Annotated in this window: 19 protein-coding genes and 2 tRNA genes; 12 read left to right on the forward strand and 9 right to left on the reverse strand. The window is 31.5% G+C overall.

The window, feature by feature from the left end:
• Positions 1-12: 12 nt before the first annotated feature.
• On the reverse strand, positions 13-261 hold the full coding sequence (locus BMX42_RS13835) for a GIY-YIG nuclease family protein (RefSeq protein ID WP_091315821.1): 249 nt from the start codon (positions 259-261) through the stop codon (positions 13-15).
• 49 nt (positions 262-310) lie between these two features.
• Positions 311-385 (reverse strand) — tRNA-Pro (locus BMX42_RS13840).
• Between the two features lie 156 nt (positions 386-541).
• Here BMX42_RS13840 and udk point away from each other — a divergent pair.
• From udk to BMX42_RS13885, 8 genes are all read left to right on the forward strand, one after another.
• Entirely contained in the window at positions 542-1,153 is a 612-nt protein-coding gene (udk, locus tag BMX42_RS13845; protein ID WP_091315824.1) for a uridine kinase, read from the forward strand.
• Positions 1,153-1,506, forward strand: coding sequence for an FtsB family cell division protein (locus tag BMX42_RS13850; protein ID WP_091315828.1), 354 nt, complete (start codon positions 1,153-1,155; stop codon positions 1,504-1,506). Before udk ends, BMX42_RS13850 begins: the two co-directional genes overlap by 1 nt.
• Before the next feature lie 137 nt (positions 1,507-1,643).
• Positions 1,644-3,008: a methylmalonyl-CoA mutase subunit beta gene (locus tag BMX42_RS13855; protein WP_091315831.1), complete on the forward strand. Its 1,365-nt coding sequence runs from the start codon at positions 1,644-1,646 to the stop codon at positions 3,006-3,008.
• A 220-nt stretch (positions 3,009-3,228) separates the two neighbouring features.
• A complete protein-coding gene (gene scpA / locus BMX42_RS13865; protein ID WP_091315838.1) occupies positions 3,229-5,352 on the forward strand; it encodes a methylmalonyl-CoA mutase in 2,124 nt (707 codons plus the stop codon).
• Between the two features lie 167 nt (positions 5,353-5,519).
• A complete protein-coding gene (locus tag BMX42_RS13870; RefSeq protein WP_091315841.1) occupies positions 5,520-5,741 on the forward strand; it encodes a helix-turn-helix domain-containing protein in 222 nt (73 codons plus the stop codon).
• Positions 5,738-7,000: a DNA cytosine methyltransferase gene (locus BMX42_RS13875; RefSeq protein ID WP_091315845.1), complete on the forward strand. Its 1,263-nt coding sequence runs from the start codon at positions 5,738-5,740 to the stop codon at positions 6,998-7,000. Before BMX42_RS13870 ends, BMX42_RS13875 begins: the two co-directional genes overlap by 4 nt.
• Positions 6,997-8,985, forward strand: a complete 1,989-nt coding sequence (locus BMX42_RS13880) for an AAA family ATPase (RefSeq protein ID WP_091315849.1) — start codon at positions 6,997-6,999, stop codon at positions 8,983-8,985. Before BMX42_RS13875 ends, BMX42_RS13880 begins: the two co-directional genes overlap by 4 nt.
• Entirely contained in the window at positions 8,985-10,679 is a 1,695-nt protein-coding gene (locus BMX42_RS13885; RefSeq protein WP_091315853.1) for a hypothetical protein, read from the forward strand. The genes BMX42_RS13880 and BMX42_RS13885 overlap by 1 nt, the downstream gene beginning before the upstream one ends.
• Before the next feature lie 69 nt (positions 10,680-10,748).
• Here the strand turns inward: BMX42_RS13885 and BMX42_RS13890 are convergent, their stop codons facing one another.
• The 3 genes from BMX42_RS13890 to BMX42_RS13900 all read right to left on the reverse strand — a co-directional run bounded on the left by BMX42_RS13890 (position 10,749) and on the right by BMX42_RS13900 (position 13,659).
• Entirely contained in the window at positions 10,749-11,282 is a 534-nt protein-coding gene (locus tag BMX42_RS13890; RefSeq protein ID WP_091315856.1) for a tetratricopeptide repeat protein, read from the reverse strand.
• 291 nt (positions 11,283-11,573) lie between these two features.
• Positions 11,574-12,266 (reverse strand): peptide chain release factor H, encoded by a 693-nt coding sequence (prfH, locus tag BMX42_RS13895; RefSeq protein ID WP_091315859.1) that lies wholly within the window; start codon positions 12,264-12,266, stop codon positions 11,574-11,576.
• A gap of 1 nt (position 12,267) precedes the next feature.
• A complete protein-coding gene (locus BMX42_RS13900) occupies positions 12,268-13,659 on the reverse strand; it encodes an RtcB family protein (RefSeq protein WP_091315863.1) in 1,392 nt (463 codons plus the stop codon).
• Between the two features lie 373 nt (positions 13,660-14,032).
• On the opposite strand from BMX42_RS13900, the gene BMX42_RS13905 reads away from it, so the two are divergent.
• The gene (locus tag BMX42_RS13905; RefSeq protein WP_091315866.1) at positions 14,033-15,160 is read left to right on the forward strand and encodes a methionine aminotransferase; all 1,128 of its coding nucleotides are present in this window, start codon (positions 14,033-14,035) and stop codon (positions 15,158-15,160) included.
• Positions 15,161-15,338: 178 nt separating this feature from the next.
• Here the strand turns inward: BMX42_RS13905 and lpxD are convergent, their stop codons facing one another.
• The gene (gene lpxD, locus BMX42_RS13910) at positions 15,339-16,337 is read right to left on the reverse strand and encodes a UDP-3-O-(3-hydroxymyristoyl)glucosamine N-acyltransferase (RefSeq protein ID WP_091315868.1); all 999 of its coding nucleotides are present in this window, start codon (positions 16,335-16,337) and stop codon (positions 15,339-15,341) included.
• Positions 16,338-16,612: 275 nt separating this feature from the next.
• Complete coding sequence (gene xerA / locus BMX42_RS13915; protein ID WP_091315872.1) at positions 16,613-17,515, reverse strand: site-specific tyrosine recombinase/integron integrase; 903 nt, start codon at positions 17,513-17,515, stop codon at positions 16,613-16,615.
• 172 nt (positions 17,516-17,687) lie between these two features.
• On the opposite strand from xerA, the gene BMX42_RS13920 reads away from it, so the two are divergent.
• The 3 genes from BMX42_RS13920 to BMX42_RS13930 all read left to right on the forward strand — a co-directional run bounded on the left by BMX42_RS13920 (position 17,688) and on the right by BMX42_RS13930 (position 21,820).
• Positions 17,688-17,990 (forward strand): hypothetical protein, encoded by a 303-nt coding sequence (locus BMX42_RS13920; protein WP_091315875.1) that lies wholly within the window; start codon positions 17,688-17,690, stop codon positions 17,988-17,990.
• A 138-nt stretch (positions 17,991-18,128) separates the two neighbouring features.
• Positions 18,129-20,270 (forward strand): TonB-dependent receptor, encoded by a 2,142-nt coding sequence (locus BMX42_RS13925; protein WP_091315878.1) that lies wholly within the window; start codon positions 18,129-18,131, stop codon positions 20,268-20,270.
• Positions 20,271-20,272: 2 nt separating this feature from the next.
• Positions 20,273-21,820: a PepSY domain-containing protein gene (locus BMX42_RS13930; protein WP_091315880.1), complete on the forward strand. Its 1,548-nt coding sequence runs from the start codon at positions 20,273-20,275 to the stop codon at positions 21,818-21,820.
• A 75-nt stretch (positions 21,821-21,895) separates the two neighbouring features.
• Here the strand turns inward: BMX42_RS13930 and BMX42_RS13935 are convergent.
• Positions 21,896-21,971 (reverse strand) — tRNA-His (locus BMX42_RS13935).
• Between the two features lie 64 nt (positions 21,972-22,035).
• Entirely contained in the window at positions 22,036-22,752 is a 717-nt protein-coding gene (bshB1, locus tag BMX42_RS13940; protein ID WP_091315883.1) for a bacillithiol biosynthesis deacetylase BshB1, read from the reverse strand.
• Positions 22,753-22,766 lie beyond the last annotated feature (14 nt).

The following is a 22,766-nucleotide window of genomic DNA, read 5'->3' on the forward strand; positions in this document are numbered from 1 at the left end:
AACGGGACGCGATTACTGTTCATAAAACCCAACGGAAATTAAATATCGTTTAGCTCCGTAAGCTTTTATCTTTTTCTCTAAAATTATAGCATCACTCCTATTTGGCAAACTAAATGAAGTAATTAACTCCCAAGGAATTCCATTTTTAGTTGACAAAGAATAACCAGAATTATGACGACGCAACCTATCTTCCATATTATTTGTCTGACCAATATAATATTTTCCTTTCGATAAACTGTAGAGAATATAAACGCAAAACATAAAATTAAAGAAATAAAAAAAGGAGAATTCATAAATGAATTCTCCTTTGTCGGGGTGGCAGGATTCGAACCTGCGGCCTCCTGCTCCCAAAGCAGGCGCGATAACCGGGCTACGCTACACCCCGTGAATGCGAGTGCAAATATAAATCTTTTTTCATACAATCAAAACATAATGTGAAGTTTTTTACAATTAATAATTCTATCATATTTAAACAGAAGTCTATAAATAAAAAGCAATATTATTTCTATATTTGCCAATCAGTAAACCAACACATTAATATATGTTAATTATAGGCATTGCAGGCGGAACAGGAAGTGGGAAAACTACTGTTGTACATCAAATTATGAACGAACTTCCTTCAACCGAAGTGGGTATTATTTCTCAAGATTCTTATTATAAAGAAACTACTAATTTGTCTTACGACGAACGTTCTAAAATTAATTTTGATCATCCACGTGCGATTGATTTCGAATTACTAATCCAACATTTAAAAGATTTAAAAGCTGGAAAAGTAATCAATCAACCTATTTATTCTTTCATTACACATAACCGAACTGACGACACCATTACGACTCATCCAAGAAAAGTAATGATTGTAGAAGGAATCCTAATATTTACCAATCCAGAAATTCGCGATTTATTTGACATTAAAGTCTTTGTTCACGCCGATTCAGACGAACGATTAATTCGTCGTTTAAAACGTGACATCGCAGAACGCGGAAGAGATATGGAAGAAGTTTTGTCAAGATATCAAAATACGCTTAAACCAATGCACGAGCAATTTATCGAGCCAACAAAAGCATTCGCAGATATTATCATTCCAAACGACAAATATAACACGGTGGCTATTGATGTCGTTCGTGCCGTAATTAACCAACGTATCGAAAAATAATGTTTAAAAGATTTCAAATATTAGTACAAAAAATCCCTTTCCTAAGTTTTTTAGGAAACAAGTACTATTTGATTCTTATAGCTTTCATCGTTTGGATGTTGTTTTTCGACAATTATTCGTATTTCGAACACCGTTTTCTGAACCAACAAATCGACGAATTAAACGACAATAAAAAATACTATCAATCGGAAATCACAAAAGACAGTATCAAAATAAAGCATTTAAAAAACGATAATATGATTGAAAAATATGCTCGCGAAAAATACTTTATGAAAAAAGATAGCGAAGATATTTACATCATTGAATTCGAAGAAGATAAAATTAAAGATAGTGTATTAGAAGCAGAAAATTAACGTTTCAAAATACCTGTCTTCCTGCTGTCCGCTATATCTTAACACCCTTGAAGGGTTTGAAACCCTCCAAGGGTGTTAAGGATGCCGCTACCATCAGGGCTAAATAACCACAATAAAGTTTAAAACACGTACCTAAAATGAGTGCAACAAACTTATTCTCAGATTTTGAACCTGTTTCATCTAAACAATGGAAACAGCAAATTCAATTTGAACTAAAAGGAGCCGATTATAACGAAACGCTAATTTGGGAAAGTCCAGAAGGCATCAAAGTGAAACCTTTTTACCATTCCGACGAAGAAATTACCACTTTCACATCCAATACTAAAGCGACAGAATTCACCATTTTGCAAAACATTTTCGTCCACGATATTCAAATGTCGAACCGAAAAGCAAAAGACAGTTTAAGTCGTGGTGCAGAAAGTATTCGTTTTACAATCGAATCAGATAAAATTGAAGTTACGAAACTAATGCACGATTTGCCATTAGAAAACGTAACGTACTATTTTAATTTACCTTTTCTTTCAACGGAATATGTAAAATTATTAAACGATTTCGCTTCAAGTAACAAAGCTCATTTCATCATTCAAAATGATCCAATCGGACAATTATGTAAAGAAGGAAATTGGTTTGAAAATCTAAATCCAGATTTAGAAAAACTAAACGAAATCTCAAAAAATACAACAAACGCCTTTCTAAATATTCAATCTGGAATTTACCAAAATGCCGGTGCGAATATGGTGCAACAATTGGCTTACACGTTAGCACACGTTAACGAATATTTCAATCGAATTTCAGCAATAAACCAACCCATTACAGTTGAAGTAACTGTTGGGACAAATTATTTCTTCGAAATTGCTAAACTTCGTGCTTTACGTTTGTTATTCAAAACGTTAGCTGTAGAATACAATCATAATTTCGATTGTCATATCATCGCAACACCAACAAAACGTAACAAAACCTTATACGATTACAACGTAAACATGTTACGAACTACAACCGAATGTATGTCGGCTATTTTAGGTGGCGCGAATGCCGTTTCTAACTTAGCTTACGATGCCATTTATCATAAAGACAACGAATTTGGTGATAGAATTTCACGAAATCAATTGTTAGTTTTAAAAGAAGAAAGTTATTTCGATAAAGTAAATAATCCTTCGGATGGTGCGTATTACATCGAAACCTTAACGGAACAATTAGCAGAAAAAGCCTTAGAATTATTCAAAGAAATTGAAGCAAATGGTGGTTTCATCACGCAATTGATTGAAGGAACGATTCAAAGAAAAATTTCAGAAAGCGCTCAAAAAGAACAAGATTTATTCGATTCTGGTAAAGAAATTTTACTAGGAACCAACAAATATCCAAATCCAAACGACAAAATGAAACACGATTTAGAGTTGTTTCCTTTCGTAAAATCAAAAGACAAAAAAACACTAATCGCTCCGATTATCGAAAAACGACTATCGGAAAAATTAGAACAAGAACGATTGGCATTAGAAGAATAAATTGGAAAATTTTTTCATTATTTCTTGGTTACTTTCAGGTATTGCAATAGTCTTCGGATTAATTTACTTGATAATTGGCATAACAAATAAGAATTGGAAAAAAATTTCAATAGCAATAGTAAGTTTAGCTTTAGGAATAGCATTTTATTATTTGCCTTATTTCTTTATATTAAACGATTTAGCAAAAGCATTCAAATTAAATTCATAGTGATTTAAAAAAATGAGAAAGAACATACAACATATAACATTAAAGCAATCAGCTGACAGCCAAAAACCAACAGCTAATAGCTCTTTTGAAACAGCCGAAAAAATCGATATAAAACCAACATACACTAAAGAAGATATTTCTGATTTAGAACATCTTGGTTTTGGAGCTGGTTTTGCACCGAACTTACGCGGACCATACGCTACAATGTATGTACGCCGACCTTGGACAGTTCGTCAATATGCCGGATTTTCAACTGCGGAAGAAAGTAATGCTTTCTACAGAAGAAATTTAGCTGCCGGACAAAAAGGTTTATCAGTTGCCTTCGATTTAGCCACACACCGTGGTTACGATTCAGATCATATTCGTGTACAAGGTGATGTTGGAAAAGCGGGAGTGGCCATTGATTCTGTGGAAGATATGAAAATTCTTTTCGATCAAATTCCACTAGATGAAATGTCGGTTTCAATGACGATGAACGGTGCGGTTTTACCAATTATGGCTTTCTACATTGTGGCTGCTGAAGAACAAGGTGTAGCTCCTAACCTATTATCAGGAACCATTCAAAACGATATTTTGAAGGAATTCATGGTGCGAAATACCTACATTTATCCACCAACACCTTCTATGCAAATTATTGCAGATATTTTCGAATATACGAGTAATAATATGCCAAAATTCAACTCGATTTCTATTTCGGGATATCACATGCAAGAAGCAGGTGCAACGGCCGATATTGAATTAGCCTACACACTTGCCGATGGTTTAGAATACATCAGAACTGGATTATCAACAGGTATGAAAATTGATGAATTCGCGCCTCGCCTATCTTTCTTTTGGGCGATTGGAATGAATCATTTTATGGAAATTGCCAAAATGCGTGCAGGACGTATGCTTTGGGCGAAATTACTAAAACAATTCAATCCAAAAGACGAAAAATCATTAGCGTTACGTACGCATTGTCAGACTTCTGGTTGGAGTTTAACCGAACAAGATCCATTCAATAACGTAGCTCGTACAGCAATTGAAGCGGCTGCAGCTGCATTCGGAGGAACACAATCTTTACATACAAATGCCTTGGATGAAGCGATTGCTTTACCAACAGATTTCTCAGCTCGAATTGCTCGTAATACACAGATTTTCTTGCAAGAAGAAACTAAAATCTGTAAAACGGTTGATCCTTGGGCGGGAAGTTATTATGTAGAAAGTTTAACGGCTGAAATTACTGAAAAAGCGTGGGTGTTAATTGAAGAAGTAGAATCGCTTGGTGGAATGACAAAAGCCATTGAAGCTGGAATTCCGAAATTGCGTATTGAAGAAGCTGCTGCTCGTAAGCAAGCACGTATTGATAGCACGCAAGATATTATTGTAGGTGTTAACAAATACCGTTTAGAAAAAGAAGATCCGTTACACATTTTAGATGTGGATAACGACATGGTGCGCAAGCAACAAGTGGCACGATTAGCCGACATAAAAGCAAGCAGAGACTCAGCAAAAGCTGCAAAAAGCATACAAGATTTAACAGAGTGTGCGAAAACCGGAAACGGAAATTTATTAGCTTTAGCAGTAGAAGCTGCGAGAAATAGAGTAACTTTAGGGGAAATTAGTGATGCTTTAGAGGTAGTTTTCGGACGACACAAAGCTCAAATTAAATCGATAAGTGGCGTGTATAGTAATGCAATAAAAAATGACGAAAGTTTTGAAAAAGCAAAACAATTAGCCAACGACTTCGCCAAAAAAGAAGGTAGAAGACCAAGGATTATGATTGCTAAAATGGGTCAAGACGGACACGACCGTGGTGCAAAAGTTGTAGCCACAGGTTATGCCGATGTAGGTTTTGATGTGGATATTGGTCCATTATTTCAAACTCCTGCCGAAGCGGCGAAACAAGCCGTGGAAAATGACGTACATATTTTAGGTGTTTCCTCATTAGCTGCAGGACACAAAACCTTAGTACCACAAGTAATTGAAGAACTAAAAAAATACGGCCGTGAAGACATTATGGTAATTGTAGGTGGAGTTATCCCAGCACAAGATTACCAATATCTATTTGACGCCGGAGCCGTTGCCGTTTTTGGTCCTGGAACCAAAATTAGTGAGGCGGCTATTAGTATTTTAGAGGTGCTTATTGAGGATTAACCTCAACGTCATTGCGAGAGAAACGAAGCAATCTCATAATCAAACATAAAAAAAACACCAGCAGAAATGTTGGTGTTTTTTTATGCTTAAAACTTGTTAACAACTATAGAAGTTACGCATACAATTGTAAGCGGGTCAATTGTATGCATAACAATAAATTTATAAACATGAATATTAAAGAAAAATTCGGACAAAAAGTTAAGATGCTTAGAGAAGAAAAGAACATTTCTATTGAGCATTTAGCTAATATTTCCAATGTTGACAGAAACTACATTTCTGATATTGAGAAAGGCAAAAGAAATGTTTCCATAGAGATTATGGAAAAGATTATTTGTGCTTTTGAAACTGATTTTACAACGTTTTTCAATGATAAAAATTTTAAGAAATGATGATGAAAGAGACAGTATCAATAGATGAATTTGACGGAAAAAAATTCAAAATTCGTTTTGTAGAAGAAGACGATAATAGAAAAGCTGTATTAACGCACTACTTACATAATTATCATAATGGCGTAAAAAAACATTATGAAAAAGAAGCCATTGAATATTTAGAACAAATTGTTGAGTATAAAAATGAAACTGAAGAATTAAATTTAGTATCTGATGTTGCATTACAACAATTATTATTTGAAGTTGAAGATGTACCTTTTCCAACTCCTGAAAATTATACTTTTAAATTTATTGATTTATTTGCAGGAATTGGTGGATTTAGAATAGCCTTACAAAACTTAGGAGGAAAATGTGTTTTTACAAGTGAATGGGACGAAAACGCTAAGAAAACATATAGAGCTAATTTCGGAGAAACTCCATTTGGTGATATCACAAAAGAAAGTACAAAATCATTTATTCCAAATGACTTTAATGTCCTTTGTGGAGGATTTCCATGTCAGCCTTTTTCTCATGCCGGATTAAAAAAAGGTTTTGAAGACACTAGAGGAACTTTATTTTTTGATGTTGCAGATATAATAAATAGAAGAATTGAAAATAAAAATCCAATTGATGTAATATTTCTTGAAAATGTAAAAGGCTTAAAAAATCACGATAAAGGAAATACTTTAAAAACAATAATTAAAACTTTAAATAATTTAGGATATGAAGTTAAATCCGAAATATTAAATTCTAAAAATTTTGGACTTCCTCAAAATCGTGAAAGATTATTTATTGTTGCTTGGTTGAAAAACAAAGACAAAACATTTAATTTCCCTTTAGGAATTGATAATGAAGAAAATATTTTATATAAAAAAGACGATTTAATTAAAATCAAACCAACCAAAGTTGGAGATATTCTAATTAAAAACCCAGATAATAAGTATACTATATCAGACAAATTATTTGCTGGACATTTAAGAAGAAGAAAAGAACATAAAGAAAAAGGAAATGGATTTGGATTTTCTTCATTCGATAAAAATGCTCCATATACAAGTACAATTTCTGCAAGATATTATAAGGACGGAAGCGAAATATTGATTGAACAAAAAGATAATAATCCAAGAAAATTGACACCGAGAGAAGCAGCAAATTTACAAGGCTATCCTAAAGGTTTTGTAATTCCTGTTTCAGACACACAAGCTTATAGACAATTTGGTAATAGTGTTTCTGTTCCTGTTATCCAAACAGTATTTAATGAGATTAAAAAACAACTATTATGATATTAGAAAATTTAAACGAATTAGGTAATCAAATTCAAGAAAAAATTAAAAATTATGATAACAAGGAGTTAATTTTATCAGATGAATTTAAAAATGAATTTAAAAGCTTTTTATTATTAAACTCTAAAGATAATATTGAATTTCAAAAGTACACTACTATAGTTACCACATCTAAAGAATTAAAAATAATTTTTCCAAATCAGTGGTTTTATATTGCTTCTTTTTTTTATGATTTTTTAAATTCATTATGGAAATATAAAGGAATAGCAAATGAACTAAATTTATCTGACGAAATTATTAAAGATTTAAGAAAAAACGTTATAAATGAAGAGCTTAAATCAAAGATTCAACTAAAAATCAATGATAATAACGATTTTACTTTTTTTGAATTATTCCTAACTAATTATGATTGGTGGTTTGGAAGTAAAACAATTGATAGAGGCGATTTTTTTGTATCATCAGTCTTAAATTTATCTAAAGTTGTAAATGTATCACACTCTTATCTAGCTGATTTAGCTTATTATTTTAGCAAAAATGAAAGCCTAAAAAACTTAATATCAAAAGATTACGAAAATCTAATAAATTTAAACAATTCTAACACAAAAAAAACATTGTTAGAAGAGAAAAAATTAAGAATAATTTTAAATAATACTTTTAAGTATATTTTAAAAATTTATGGTGAAGAAAAAGTTCTTAAAGGATATGAAATTAAAGATGCAAAAATTGAAAATAGGAAATATAAAGGTATAACGATTCCAAAATATTTTGGATTTGAGGTTTTGATTGGAATGTTTGATGAAGTTCAAAATAATGAAACTTTAAAATCTAGTGGGACTTTAAGATTTATCGATGATGAATTTTCAATTATTAAAAATCCACACTCATACTTTACATCTCAATGGAACGAAAGTAATGACAGAGGTTTAAGTTTAGCCAATTTCAATAATTTATTAAATGATATTTCAGAAAGTAATCTCGAAATAATAAATGACAATGATATTTTTAAATTAATTCAAAAATCTAATTTAAATTCAGTTTCTCCATTAAATAAAACAGAACAAAAAATATATTATGGTGCACCAGGTACTGGAAAATCCTATAAAGTAGATAATGAAATTAAAAATTTAAACTCTACTTTTTATGAAAGAATAACTTTTCATCCAGAATTTGATAATTCTTCATTTGTTGGTGGTTACAGACCTGTTTCATTGGAAGTAAATTATTCAAATGCTGTAGATGGAAATTTTACTGAACATGAAGTACATTATAAATATGTGCCACAAGCTTTTACTAATATTTACGTTAGAGCTTGGAATGATTTAGATAATCAATATTATTTAGCTATTGAAGAAATTAATAGAGGAAACTGCGCTGAAATTTTTGGAGATATTTTTCAACTGTTAGATAGAAATAGTAATTATACAGTCTCGCCTTCAAATGAATTAAAACAACATTTACACTCAGCTCTTACAAATAAAGACGGTATAAAAAACGGATTAAAGCTACCTCCAAATCTTTCAATTTTAGCAACAATGAACACTTCAGATCAATCACTTTTCCCAATGGATAGTGCATTTAAAAGAAGATGGGATTGGGAATATATTCCAATTTGTTATGATAATATTCCAGAAAATGAATCTTTTAATTACATTGTAAATATCGATGAATCAACTTCTTTCAAATGGATTGATTTTATCAAAAATGCAAATGCAATAATTAAAGCAAATCCTAATCTTGGAATGGATAAATGTATTGGAAATTACTTTATTAAATCAGGATCAAATGAAATTTCATTAAATGAATTTGTAAACAAAGCAATTTTCTATTTATGGAATGATGTATTTAAAGATGAGGATAGTTCAGATTCAATTTTTGAAAAAGGAACATCTTATGAAGATTTCTTTCCAATAAATAGCAATGGTAAAGATTTAATTAATAAAATTATAGAAAAACTTAAAATTGAAATTTCTCCAAAAGACAATTAATGAAAATTCTAATAGAAGGCGAAGATTATTTAATTGACCAATTAACTACTGTATTTGATGACCCAAAATTTTACAATCAAAACGCAAATAATGGTAGAATAATTTCGGTAGGGTATTATCATTCTTTTGAAAAAAAGGAATTGATATATATGTTACCAAAAGTCTTTATGAAAGATAATCAAGAAACTGTTTTCGGTATTTCAAAAGACGAATTATATAATTTTGAGAATAACGAAACCTTTAAACATAATGAAGAGTATAAATGGATTCGTCAATTATTAGTTTATTTTTATAATAGTCTTACAGAATACAAAAGAAGAATTAAAAACACTTCAATAGTCGAGTCCTCTTTGGCATTTGAACTAAATACAAATCTTGGAAATGAAGAATATTCTTATTTAGATTTACTTTTGACTTTTGTGAATTTTTATAAAAAAAACAAAACCACAATTCTTTACAAACACATAGAATATAAATCAAATCAAGCTAAAAAACCAAAATGGGAAAAAACAATTAGAAAATCGTTACCCATTTTAGATTCTAAAAGCATGCCTATTTATATTGAAATTAAAAACAAAAAGAAAGTTATTAATTCTGAAGAAGAATTATTAATTTACTTTTTTTCAATACTAAATAAATTCAACATAGAACATCAATTACATCTAAAAATTGACACTAGCTATACATTAATAAAAGGAAATAAATTTGAACAATTAGAAAAAAACGGGCTTTCAAAATTAAGAAAAATAAAACATCGTTACTTTTCTGATACTCTTAGAAGAATGTATGTTTTATGTGAAATGTATTTTTCAAAAACTGATACAAGTAGTAGTAAAAAGAAAAAAGAAGAATTTATTTCTGTTAGAAATTACAATATCGTTTTTGAAGATATGGTTGACAAATTATTTTCTGACAAATTAGATGAAAACAAAGAAGTTAATAGTGTTTCATTAGATGAACTAAAATATAATGATGATGGTAAAATTATTGACCATATTTTCGATTATCAATCATTAATTGATACATCAGATATATTTTATATTGGAGATTCTAAATATTATAAATCTGGAAATGAAGCAAATAAATTATCAAAGTATAAACAATTTACATATGCTAAAAATATAATTCAATTCAATATTGATTTATTAAATGATAATCAAGTCTATAAAGACAATATAAAATATCGGGATGAAATCACAGAAGGATACAATATCTCTCCTAATTTTTTCATTTATGGCTATATAAAAGATTATAAAAATTTTGATGACAATAAACTTAAACCTAAAAATGAAGAACCTGTTAAGTCTTATCATTATCAAAATAGATTATTTGACAGAGATACTTTATTTGTACATCAATATGAAATAAATTTTCTTTACGTTTTAAAATCATATTCAACTTTTAATGATTCAAAAATCATTGAATTTAGAGATACTACAAAAAAAGAATTTAGAAATAAGTTTATTAATTTTTTTAATAATCCGGAATCTTCAAAATTTAAATTATTTTCAAAAGAAGTTGATAGTCAAGAGGCAAAAAATTTGGTCGAAAACAATTTTAAATTATTAAATGGAAAATGTTATTATTCTTCTGAAAACAAACTTATTATTGCAAAATATGAAAATGATGATTCTTTAGATAATTTAATAAATTCTAATCAGTTTGAAATTGAAAAATTAATTGTTTCAAAATAAAAAAATTCAATCATACAAAACCAAACCTCATAAGTTCATACAAAAAAACCAGCCCTAAAGCTGGTTTTCTTATTTCTTCTTGCCTTTTTTCTCCGATTTCTTTTTCTTCGATTTTTTCTTTGGCTTTAGTAAGTCCTTTTTGGCTTTTAATCGGTTGGCTAATTCGTCAATTTCGTACGTGTCATTAGCGAAAGAAGCTAGCTTTACTTCTTTCATTAATTTTATCGCGCCTTTAATATCTTGTTGGCGTTCTAACAATTGTACTTTCTTTAATAAAATCGCCATTTTGTTAATGCCTTTAATCGTTAAGGCGAAATCAATTAACTTAGAAGCATCTTCGTAATCTTCATTCAAAAGCAAGGTTTCCAAATAATACGGATAAACCGCTACGGCATCTATATTAATCGCCAATGCTTCTTGAAAATACGTTTTTGCAGCTTCATAATTTTGCAATTGCTCTGCTTCTATTCGGGCATACAAACACAAAGCGGTAGTGTTTTTCCCATCGTAAGACAAGGCATAATCCAAAGCTTCTGATGTTCCTTCCAACCAATACGGATAATTATCCAAGGCTTGAAATAAGTATTTATCTATGTTTTTCATGATATTTGTTTTTTAAATTTAATTACACAAAGTTTTTAATCCGTGTAAATCAGAATATGCGAAGCATATCAACCTATTCAAAATCAGCAAAATCCGTTAAATCTGCGTTCCTATTTTTTGATAGCTTTAAGATTTAAACCTATGTGACTATGTGTTTTTAATAAAATAACACACAGTTTTTAATCCGTGTAAATCAAAATATGCAAAGCATATCAACCCATCCAAAATCAGCAAAACCCGTAAAATCTGCGTTCCTATTTTCAGATAATTCTAAGATTTAAATCTATGTGACTATGTGTTTTTAAATTTATTTAATTCGTTTTTTAATTGCTGTCGTACAGCTTTAAATTTCTTTTCTACTTTGAGTTTCTTAAAATCGGAACCTTCAAAAGTTCGAATTGGATTCCCACGTTCCACCGCTAATTGATTGGTCCACTGACTTTGAAATTGTTCTTTCAAAAGGTTTAATTGCGCTTCGTTTAGTTTGACTAACAAACGCTCGGTGGCCAATTTCTTATTCTGATGTTGCGAACGTGAATCCATACTCACCACACTAATTCCTGTTGGCAAATGTGTCGCCCGAATGGCTGAACTCACTTTGTTCACATGTTGTCCGCCAGCTCCTGAACTTCGCATAGCCTGATACTGAATGTCTTTTTCAGAAAAGGCACGAGATTCAATCGCATCTACTTCGAAAATTCCAATAAACCAATTACTGCGTTTGTGAAATTTTCTAAACGTACTTTTTCCAATCCATTGAATGGTTCCAACCCATGAATCCGTAAATTCAGCAGCATCTTTTCCAATAATTTGCACCATTGCCGAAGCCACAGTTCCATTTTCCGAACCTGCTTCGTGTTGCAAAACAGTCGCTTTTAATTGTAAAGCTTCTGCTTCTTGCAACACTTTTTTCAATACTTGAGCCACAACCCAAGTACATTCTGCAGGTCCTCTTCCAGCCGTAATTTGAATTATCTTTTCCATCTTATCGGTCCATTCTAACAATTTTCGGTGTGAAAGTTCCTAACACATCCACCAATTCTGTTTGTAAATTCATCACCGTATTGATGTTTTTATACGCCATCGGTGCTTCGTCAATATTGCCACCAATTAAAGTTACATCATTATATTTCAACACTTTATTAATCTGACTTTGAGTGAAAGTGGTTTTGCATTTCGCTCTCGAAAACAAACGTCCAGCTCCATGAGAAGCTGATTGCAAACTGTCTTCGTTTCCTTTACCCATCACAATAAATCCTGGCGCCGTCATCGAACCTGGAATAATTCCCAATTGTCCTTTAGCCGCTGGCGTTGCTCCTTTTCGGTGCACAATACATTCTTTGCCATCAACCATTTCTTTCCAAGCAAAATTGTGATGGTTTTCAATAGTTACCGCAATACGTTTTCCTAAAGCTTTAGCCAATCTTCTGTGAATATCTTCGTGACAAGCCTTGGCATAATCTCCAGCTAAATTCATAGCCATCCAATATTCTTGACCGTCATGCGTATTCAAATCCAACCAAGCTAAATGCTGTACATTTTTTGGTAACGGACATTGCTTGCTTGCCAAATACGTGTAATGTTTGGCGATATTGGCACCAAATCCGCGAGAACCACTGTGTGATAAAACCGCCACGTATTCTTTAGCTTCCAATTTCCATTCAGGCAACGGATTATCTAATTTCACAATTCCGAATTCCACAAAATGATTTCCTCCACCAGATGAACCTAATTGCTTGTAAGCTTTGTCTAACAACTGTTTTACAAGTGGAATGGTTTTGAATTCGTCTCTGTAAAACACTTCGTGATCGGCTTTTATTTTGTGCGTTTCACTCATTCCAAATTTGGTGTTGTCTTTCAAAATCGCTTGCAATTGATGGTCTTTTCCTTTAAAAAAAGACGCTGGCAAATCGAAAATAGATAAGCTCATTCTGCAACCAATATCTACTCCAACTCCATACGGAATTACCGCATTGTCTGTGGCTAAAACACCGCCAATTGGCAATCCATAACCGTAATGTGCATCGGGCATTAAAGCGCCTTTTACTGAAATTGGTAATTTTAAAGCATCGTACAATTGAAACTTAGCTTGTTCGTCAATTTCGTTTTCTCCAAAGATGGAAAAAGGAGCTCGAGTTGTTCTCAATTCGTTGAACTTCACTTGAACTGGATTGACTAAACCTTCCGCGACTTTTCCCCAAGTGCCGTCTCCTTTGAATTTTTCTGGATGCAGCAATACTTGTTTCGCTTCGGTTAAAATACTTTCCTTTTTTTCTCTTTTTCGATATCTGTTAATTTGCCCTAAAGCAATATTTATGGCATTATTTTTTGGGAAGCCTAATTTAATTAAGTCTTTCCCAGAGAGTTTATTTCCCATGATTATTTTAAAAATGATTCATAACAACGAGCTAAGACATACCAAAAAGGCACAGCAATAGCACATTGCGATATTTTGAATACGTTCCGGGAAAGTTTTTTGAAGGTTCTAGAATAAACAAAAAAAAGCCCGAAACTAAATGTCTTCGGGCTTTTTCATATATGTTGTTTTATCTATGATTGCGTTAAGCCACGAAGAAGAGCCGCACCAGTTCCAACTGACGCAAAGCTTTGAGGTAATGATTTAAATACAAACATTTTTCTTCGTTTAAAAGGTTATTAATTTTCTGACACAAAGATTTATCTTATTTTTTTAATTTTCCAAATAAAATTTAATATTTTTTCAAAAACATCTATTTTACTACCTTTGCCAGATGTCAAAACTACCCAATATACCTACAAGTATTTTCTCTGTGATGTCGCAATTAGCGAACGAACACGGTGCTATAAATTTATCGCAAGGTTTTCCGAATTTTCCTGAAGACGAACGTTTATTGCAAATTTCTGAAAGCATCATTAGAGAAAACATTCATCAATATACACCAATGGCAGGTTTGCCTTCGTTATTGGAAAAAATTGCGAATCAAACTTTAAAACAATACGATAGAAAAGTCATTACTTCAACTGAAATATTGATTACAGCTGGCGCAACTCAAGGTGTTTTTACAGCTATAAATACCTTTGTGAATCAGGGTGATGAAGTACTTATTTTAGACCCAAGTTACAATAGTTATGAACCTTCTGTTTTGGTGGCGGGTGGAAAATCGGTTCGTGTTTCTTTAAACGAAGATTATACACCGAACTTTAACCGAATTGAAAGTGCTATTACTTCTAAAACCAAAATGATTGTCATCAATAATCCGCACAATCCTACTGGTAGAATTTGGACCGAACAAGACTTTGAAGCTTTAGAAACCATTTTAGAAAAACATCCTAAAATCCTTATTTTAGCTGATGAAGTTTACGAATATATAACGTTTTCGCAACCACATATTTCGTTTAATACACGGCCAAAATTAGTAGAACGAACTATTATTGCCTCTTCTTTTGGAAAATCGTTGCATGTTACAGGCTGGAAAGTTGGCTATTTAATTGCTCCTGAAAAATTAATGCATGAAATGAAAAAAGTACATCAATTTTTGGTTTTCAGTGTGAACAGCTTTTCACAACATGTTATTAGTCGATACTTAGACGTGGTAGATTTCAATGAAATTTCAAAAATGTACCAACGTAAAAGAGATTTGTTTCAAAACTTAATTAAAGATAGTCGTTTTGAATTGATGCCTTGTGATGGAACATATTTTCAGGTAGTGAATTATAATGCTATTTCAAACACAAATGATGTGGATTTTGCTAAGGAATTAATTCAAAAACATGGTGTAGCTTCCATACCAATTTCGGTATTTTATGCCGACCAAACAGACAAACATATGTTGCGTTTTTGTTTTGCAAAAACAGACGAAACATTAATTGCTGCAGCAGAGAAATTATGTAAGCTATAAAAATAATTCTGCCACGAATTTTCGAATTATTCGTATTAACTATTCGAATTAATTCGAATATTCATCAGAGATGAACAAATTTTTACGTTCAGTTTTTTAAAAAATTCGAGAATTCGTGGCAAAAGTCAAAAACATTACATTTTTATAAATTACACCCAAGCAGTTAAATTTATATTTTCTACTTACTAGAATCTTTAACCATTCTTTTTAAAATAGCCCATTGTTTTAAAGCATCTCTGGCTTCTACCGCTGGATAACCAAGCATGACTTTTCCTGCAGGAATATCGGCAGCAACACCAGAACCTGCACCAACAATAGCGCCATCACCAATCACGATGTGGTCTTTTACAGAAACGCTACCGCCAATAATTACGCCATTTCCTAAAGTTACAGAACCGGCTAAACCAGAATTTCCGGCCATAATACAAAATTTACCCAATTTACTATTGTGTCCAATTTGTACTAAATTATCTATTTTACAACCATCGCCTAAAATGGTAGAACTAAATTTACCTCTATCTACACACGAATTCGCACCTATTTCTACACCATTTCCGATGATTACATTTCCAATTTGTGGAATTTTCACCAAGCCTTTTTCAGGATCAGGACGAAATCCGAAACCATCTGCACCGATTGTTGCGTTTGGATGGATAATACAATGACTTCCAATATGACAACGCTCCCGAATAACAGTTCCCGACCAAATTGTGGTATTGTTACCGATAGTACATTCATCTAAAATAGTGACGTTGTGATAAATAATTACATTTTCACCAAGTTTTACATTAGGACCGATATACGTTCCTGCTCCAATTTTTACATTATTCCCAACACTTACCGAAGCATCAATAACTGCTGTTGGATGAATATTTACAGCAAAAACGGGTGCTGGTGGTGCAAACATTTCCAATACTTGCGACATCGCTAAATCGGCATTATTTACTTTGATAAACGCTCTGTTTTCACCTGGTTCAATAGCAATATCATTATTAACTACCGCGACACACGCACTTGAAGTTGACCAAAATTTTTCGTATTTTTTATTTCCGATAAAGGAAATCTCTGTGGTTGTTGCTGCATCCAATTGTTCAGGAGCAGTAATTGAAGTGGTAGTATTTCCTACGATTTCTCCTTTAAGGATATGATTTATTTCTTGAATAGAATACGTTTTCATGGAACAGTAAATTAATTTGTAATGTTAATTAGGGTTGATAATAAAACATTAAAAATCAATTAAACTTAAAATATTTTGTTACAATTTACACTAAAACTAGCTAATATGAAATTATTTAACGTTTTGAAACAAAAAAAGTGAATTCTAGCCGTGGGTGAAGCGGTATCTTTTTATTTTTTGTCTTTCGACAAGCTAAGTATGACAAAAAATAAAAAATTTAGCGGAACACGCGACGATTGGTGATTTGAAAAACTAGTTGTGTGCTACTTAAAAAACTACTTCCCGCGTGGATGATACGTATTCATCACATCAGCTAAGAATTTTCTATCTAAATGCATATATACTTCTGTAGTCGTAATAGATTCATGACCTAACATCAATTGAATAGAACGTAAATCGGCACCATTTTCCAATAAATGTGTCGCAAATGAATGGCGAAATGTGTGTGGCGAAATCGTCTTTTTTAAATCGATTTTAACCGCTAAATCTTTGATAATCGTAAAAATCATAGCGCGAGTCAACTGTTTTCCTCTTCGATTGAGAAATAACGTGTCTTCATGGCCTTTTTGAATTGGCAAATGCGAACGAATAAAACCTTTGTAATTCAGAATGATTTTCTGCGTAGGCAAACCAATTGGTACGAAACGTTGTTTGTTTCCTTTTCCAGTAATTTTGATAAAACCTTCTTCGAAGAATAAATCGGAAATCTTTAAAGTTACTAATTCCGAAACACGTAAACCACAGCTATACAAAGTTTCCAGCATCGCCTTGTTGCGTTCGCCTTCTGCCGATGTTAGATTTATCGCATTTATCAGTAAATCAATTTCTTGAGTGGAAAGTGTATCGGGTAATTTTCTACCTGTTTTTGGTACTTCAATTAATTCTAAAGGTGTATCTTTCCTATAATCTTCGAAAATCAAATAATTGAAAAAACTCTTTAATCCAGAAATGATTCTTGATTGACTTCGTGCGTTGACTTGTGAAGATATCTTGTAAATGAACTGCTGCACTTGTTCATCCGTAATTTTTATCGGAGAAACTTCAATGTTATTTTCTGTCAAAAAACCTACTAACTTTTCAATATCGAAACTATAATTTTGAATCGTATTCGGAGACAATCCACGTTCCAATCGCAAATAATTTTGATATTCTTTTATGTACGTATTCCAGTTTGGCATTTAGTATTCTGATAATTAAGATAGAAACAAAAATAAGTATTTTTTTCACGATAAAGTTTCTTTAATTTCCATTGATGCACTATTTTTGCATAAAATTTCAATTCTGAAAAAAGCAATTTCCATATTCATCTGTTTTTTACTCTTTTTGCCAGCAATTAGTAATCTTTTTGTAGTGATTAGTTTCAAAATCAATCAAGATTATATTGCAAAAACGCTTTGTGAGAAAAAAGAAGAAAAGGAAAATACCTGTAACGGACATTGTCACCTGAAAAAAGAATTGAAAAAAGTTTCGGAAACGGAAAACGATTCAAACATTCCGAATACCTATAAAGAAAAAATGGAATTGGTATTTATTCAACCTGAATTTACTTTTTCTATCTACAATTTTCAAACTCCAAAAACATCGTTTTCATTTTATACAGAAAGCGAAATTCCAATCCTAACAAATCGTATTTTTCATCCACCACTCGCTTAAAATTTAATTTTAGAACGTTTAATTTCTACAAACGTATTTATCGAAATTTAATTTTAATCCTTTCAATAGAAAATCCTGTTGAAACATAATCTTGTGCTATAATCGTCTCAAAAAAGATGATTATAGTCTAAACTTGCTATGAAAAATATTTATATTCTCTTACTATTTTTAGTAGGAAACCTCGTTGTTGCGCAACAATCAAAAAGCAACGACACCACAACTAATACAATTGAAGAAGTATTTGTAACCGCGAATAAAACCGAAACAAAAAAGGCGGAAATGCCCGTTGCCATTCATAAATTATCTAAAAAAACAATTGAAGAAACCAAAGCGACTTCTATGTACGAATTGGTCAATAAAGTACCTGGTGCGATAATGGTCAACTTAGGAAATGAGCAACATTCGATGGCGATTAGACAACCGATGACAACCAATTCTTACTTTTTATATCTGGAAGATGGTTTGCCAATTCGACCTTTAGGGATTTTTAATCATAATGCTTTGTTGGAAATCAATCAGTTCAATTTACAGAATATTGAAGTTGTAAAAGGACCAACTTCGTCTATTTACGGACCAGATGCGATTGGTGGTTCGATTAATTTAATTTCGGTTAATCCGAATTTGCATCCGAGTTTCAAAATTGGTTTGCAAGCGGATCAATTTGGGTATCGAAACATTGCTGCTTCTGGAAGTAGTACATTTGGGAAATTTGGCGTTCATATTGCTGGTTTATACGCCGATCAGAAAGATTCTTGGATGACGTATTCCGATTATAAAAAGGCGAATATTAATGCGAAATTAGTTTATCAATTCAACAACAAAACGAAGTTAATTGGAACTATTTTTAACGGAAATTACTATTCTGACATGTTCGGAACCGTGAATGAAAAAGCTTTTTTAGATAGAAATTACACGAGTCAGACTGATTTCACCTATAGAAAATCGGAAGCTTTACGAACCAAATTAACCTTTGAAAAAGATTGGAATAGCACTTCAAAAACGTCTATAACAACTTATTTTAGAGATAATAAATTAGGACAAAATCCGGCTTACGGAATCAAATGGGCGACTGGTCAAACAACTGCAAAAGGTGAAATTAATTCGAATAATTTTAAAAGTTATGGCGCATTAATTCAACAAATTCAAAACATAAACATCATTAAAACGGAAGCTGTTGCTGGATTTTTATACGATTATTCTCCAATCACCTATTTTTCGAATCAAATTAATTTAAAAGCCAATTTAGATGCTGGTGGACAAACCGTTTCAAATTATGAAAATTTAGGCGAAAATGGTGTAAAATTAGCTGATTACGATTCGGAAGTAAAAAATGTTGCGGCGTATATTCAAACGAAAACGAAATTGAATCACGATTTAATTTTGACTTTTGGAATGCGACATGATATTATGGATTTGAGTTATAACAACTACATAAACAACAGCAACGGAAATCAAAAATATGAAAGCACCACATTTAAAGGCGGATTGAACTTTATCATCAATAAAAATGTGGGTTATTATATCAATTATTCAGAAGGATTTACGCCACCAGGCGTAACATCCATTTTCAGATTAAAACCTGGAACTGGCGGAAATACAGGAATTCCTGCTGATTTTTATTATAATTTAAAACCAGCTTTATTCAGAAATTATGAAATTGGTGGATATGCGAATTTAATCACTAACAAACTGACGATAGATTATGCGTTTTACTTATTAAATGGTAAAAATGAGTTGTTAAACATTCGTCAAGCGGATAATTCTTTCGACTATCAATCGGCAGGGCAAACACGACATAAAGGTGTCGAATTTTCTTTGAATTACTATCATTCTAAGCAATTTCAATTCAGAATTGGTGGTACAGCAGCTCAACATACTTTTGTGAAATTCGATGTTTCAGCCAAACCAACGGATGCGCTTAAAAACTTAGATGGATTTGAAATGCCTTCTGCTCCAAAATGGTCGGGAAACAGTGAAATTACCTATAGACCAAATTGGTTTCCCAACTTCAGAATTGCTGTGGAATGTCAATATGTTTCGAGCTTTTTCCAAAATCAAGTTAACACAGTAAAATATGAAGGTTACACTATTTTTAATTCGAGATTGGGTTATAAATGGAAAAATATTGAAGTATTTACGAATGTTTTAAACACAACTGATAAATTATATGCCTATAATGTAACTCGAGCGAACGCTGCAAATGCTAAAGCAACTTACACTGTAGCCGCACCAAGAACATTTATGTTTGGATTCCAATATTGTTTTGATTTGAAGAAATAATTATGAAGGCAAAAGATTCAAAACTAAAAAAACGATTAAAGCAAAACATTTATAAATATCATAAATACTTGGCTTTTTTCACCATAGTTCCTGTTATATTTTGGAGTTTATCTGGAATTATGCATCCAATGATGTCTCATTTTTTTAAACCAGAAATAGCAAAGGAATATTTAGAAAATCAGAAAATTGACACTTCTAAAATTAATTTTACATTAAAAGAAGTTCTAATTAAAAACAAAGAGAAATCAATAAAAAATTTTAGAATTGTTAGCTTCAAAAACCAACAATTTTATCAAGTAATAAACAGTAAAAATGAAGCGTTATATTTCAATACTTCGACTGCCAATTTGTTGAAAAATGGAGATAATTTATATGCCGAATGGTTGTCTAAATATTTTTTAAATGATAGCATTAGTAACGTTTCAAGCAATATTGTTTTAACTGAATTTGACAATCAATACAAATACATTAATAGATATTTGCCAGTTCATAAAATTTCTTTTAATCGTAATGATGCTATGGAAATTTATATAGAAACCTCATCAAGTAAATTGGCGACTTTTAATCCAAAATCACGTCAAGTTTTTATTTGGTTTTTTGATACGTTTCATAATTTTTCATTTATAGAGAAAATTTCAAACGAGTACGTAAGAATAATAGTAGTTGGAATTTCTTTGTTTACCATTTTGTGTAGTGCAATAAGTGGATTGATAATTTATGGCTTATTTTGGAAACAATTCAAAAAAATAAATGCTACAACAAGCGAATTAAAAACTAGAAAAAATCATAGAAAATTAGGCCTTTTATTCTCGTTTTTTACTTTCGCTTTCGTTTTAAGTGGCTTATTTCATATTATTAAGAAATGGGAACCGAATACTATTACAAAATTAGTTTACGAACCCATTTTTGAAACCAAAAGTATCGACTTTGATATTAAAGAACTTCCTTTAAATTGGAATGAAGAAATTAATTTTGGGTTGGTCAATTTTAACAACGAAACTTATTTAAGAAATAGTATTAAAAAAAATGAAAAAGTAGAAAAATCAGACAGTAAGGATTTTAAAAGTAAACCAAAACCAAATTATATTATTTCATTTTACAAAATCAATCAACTTAATAAATCAGAAGATTTAGATTTAAAATATGCACAATTTTTAGTGGAAGAATTGAACAAAAAACACCAATTCTTAGATAAAAACCTACTAGTTGAAAGTAATCAAAAAGAAGTTGCTGTTTTAAATGATTTTGATAAAAAAGAATATGGATTTGTAAACAAAAGGCTTCCAGTTATCAAAATCGCCTACAATACTCCTGAAAACAACACGTTTTTTATTGAAACAAATACATCTAGAATTGCCGCAAAAGTAAATAATTATGACAGAGCCGAAGGCTATACTTTTGCTTTACTGCATAAATTTTTATATTTAGAATGGGCTGGAAAACCAATACGAGATTTTGTTACCGTATTAACAGCTTTGTCGATTCTAGTAATTAGTGTTTTTGGATTACTGATATTGAAAAAAAAAGTAACTACTAATAGAAAAGCATAAAACAAAAAAATCGCTAAATCAACTTTAGCGATTTTTTTTATGTATAAAAAAAGCCTTACATTTCTGTAAGGCTTTGGGTGGAAGACCGGGTTCGAACCGGCGACCCTCGGTACCACAAACCGATGCTCTAACCAGCTGAGCTACAACCACCATGTATGAATACGGGTGCAAATATAATACTAAACTTGATACTTGCAAAGAAAAAAATAAAAATTTTACATTAAATTTGTTAAACTATTGACTGTCAAATATCTTTCCACTGTAAATCCTTCGGCGTGTTCCACTCCTACTAAACGTCCTAAATCCATTGCGCGATATTCTATACTGTTTAAGAAATTTTTTGAGGTAATTGGTGTCTTAGGTTCGTTAGAATTTGGATCGTAAAATTGTGTTTTATAAGCTTTTACCGATTCCATTTTCACATCCATAAACCCAGAAACATCTACCACGAAATCTGGTTCAATGTTTTGCCATTGTATGTAATGATACACTAATTTTGGTCGGAAATGCGCTTGTTTCTCGCCATTTAACTCCGTTTCAATTTTTGATAAACCTGATAAAAAACACGCATCGCTAACCAATTTACTACCTTTTCCATGATCGATATGTCTATCAGTAATTGCATTACATAAGACAATTTCTGGTTGGTATTTGCGAATCATTTTTATGATTTCCAATTGATGCGCTTCATCATTGATAAAAAATCCATCTCTGAAATTTAAATTTTCTCGAACATGAACTCCTAAAATTCTCGCAGCTTCGGCAGCTTCTTCATCTCTTGTTTGAGCTGTTCCACGTGTACCTAATTCACCACGTGTTAAATCGATAATTCCGACTTTCTTACCTAAAGAAATTTCTTTGGCAATTGTTCCTGAACAACCTAATTCTACATCGTCTGGATGCGCACCGAATGCTAATATGTCTAATTTCATGTTTTTATTTTTGA

The sequence above is a fragment of the Flavobacterium terrigena genome, from assembly GCF_900108955.1.
Classification (GTDB): domain Bacteria; phylum Bacteroidota; class Bacteroidia; order Flavobacteriales; family Flavobacteriaceae; genus Flavobacterium; species Flavobacterium terrigena.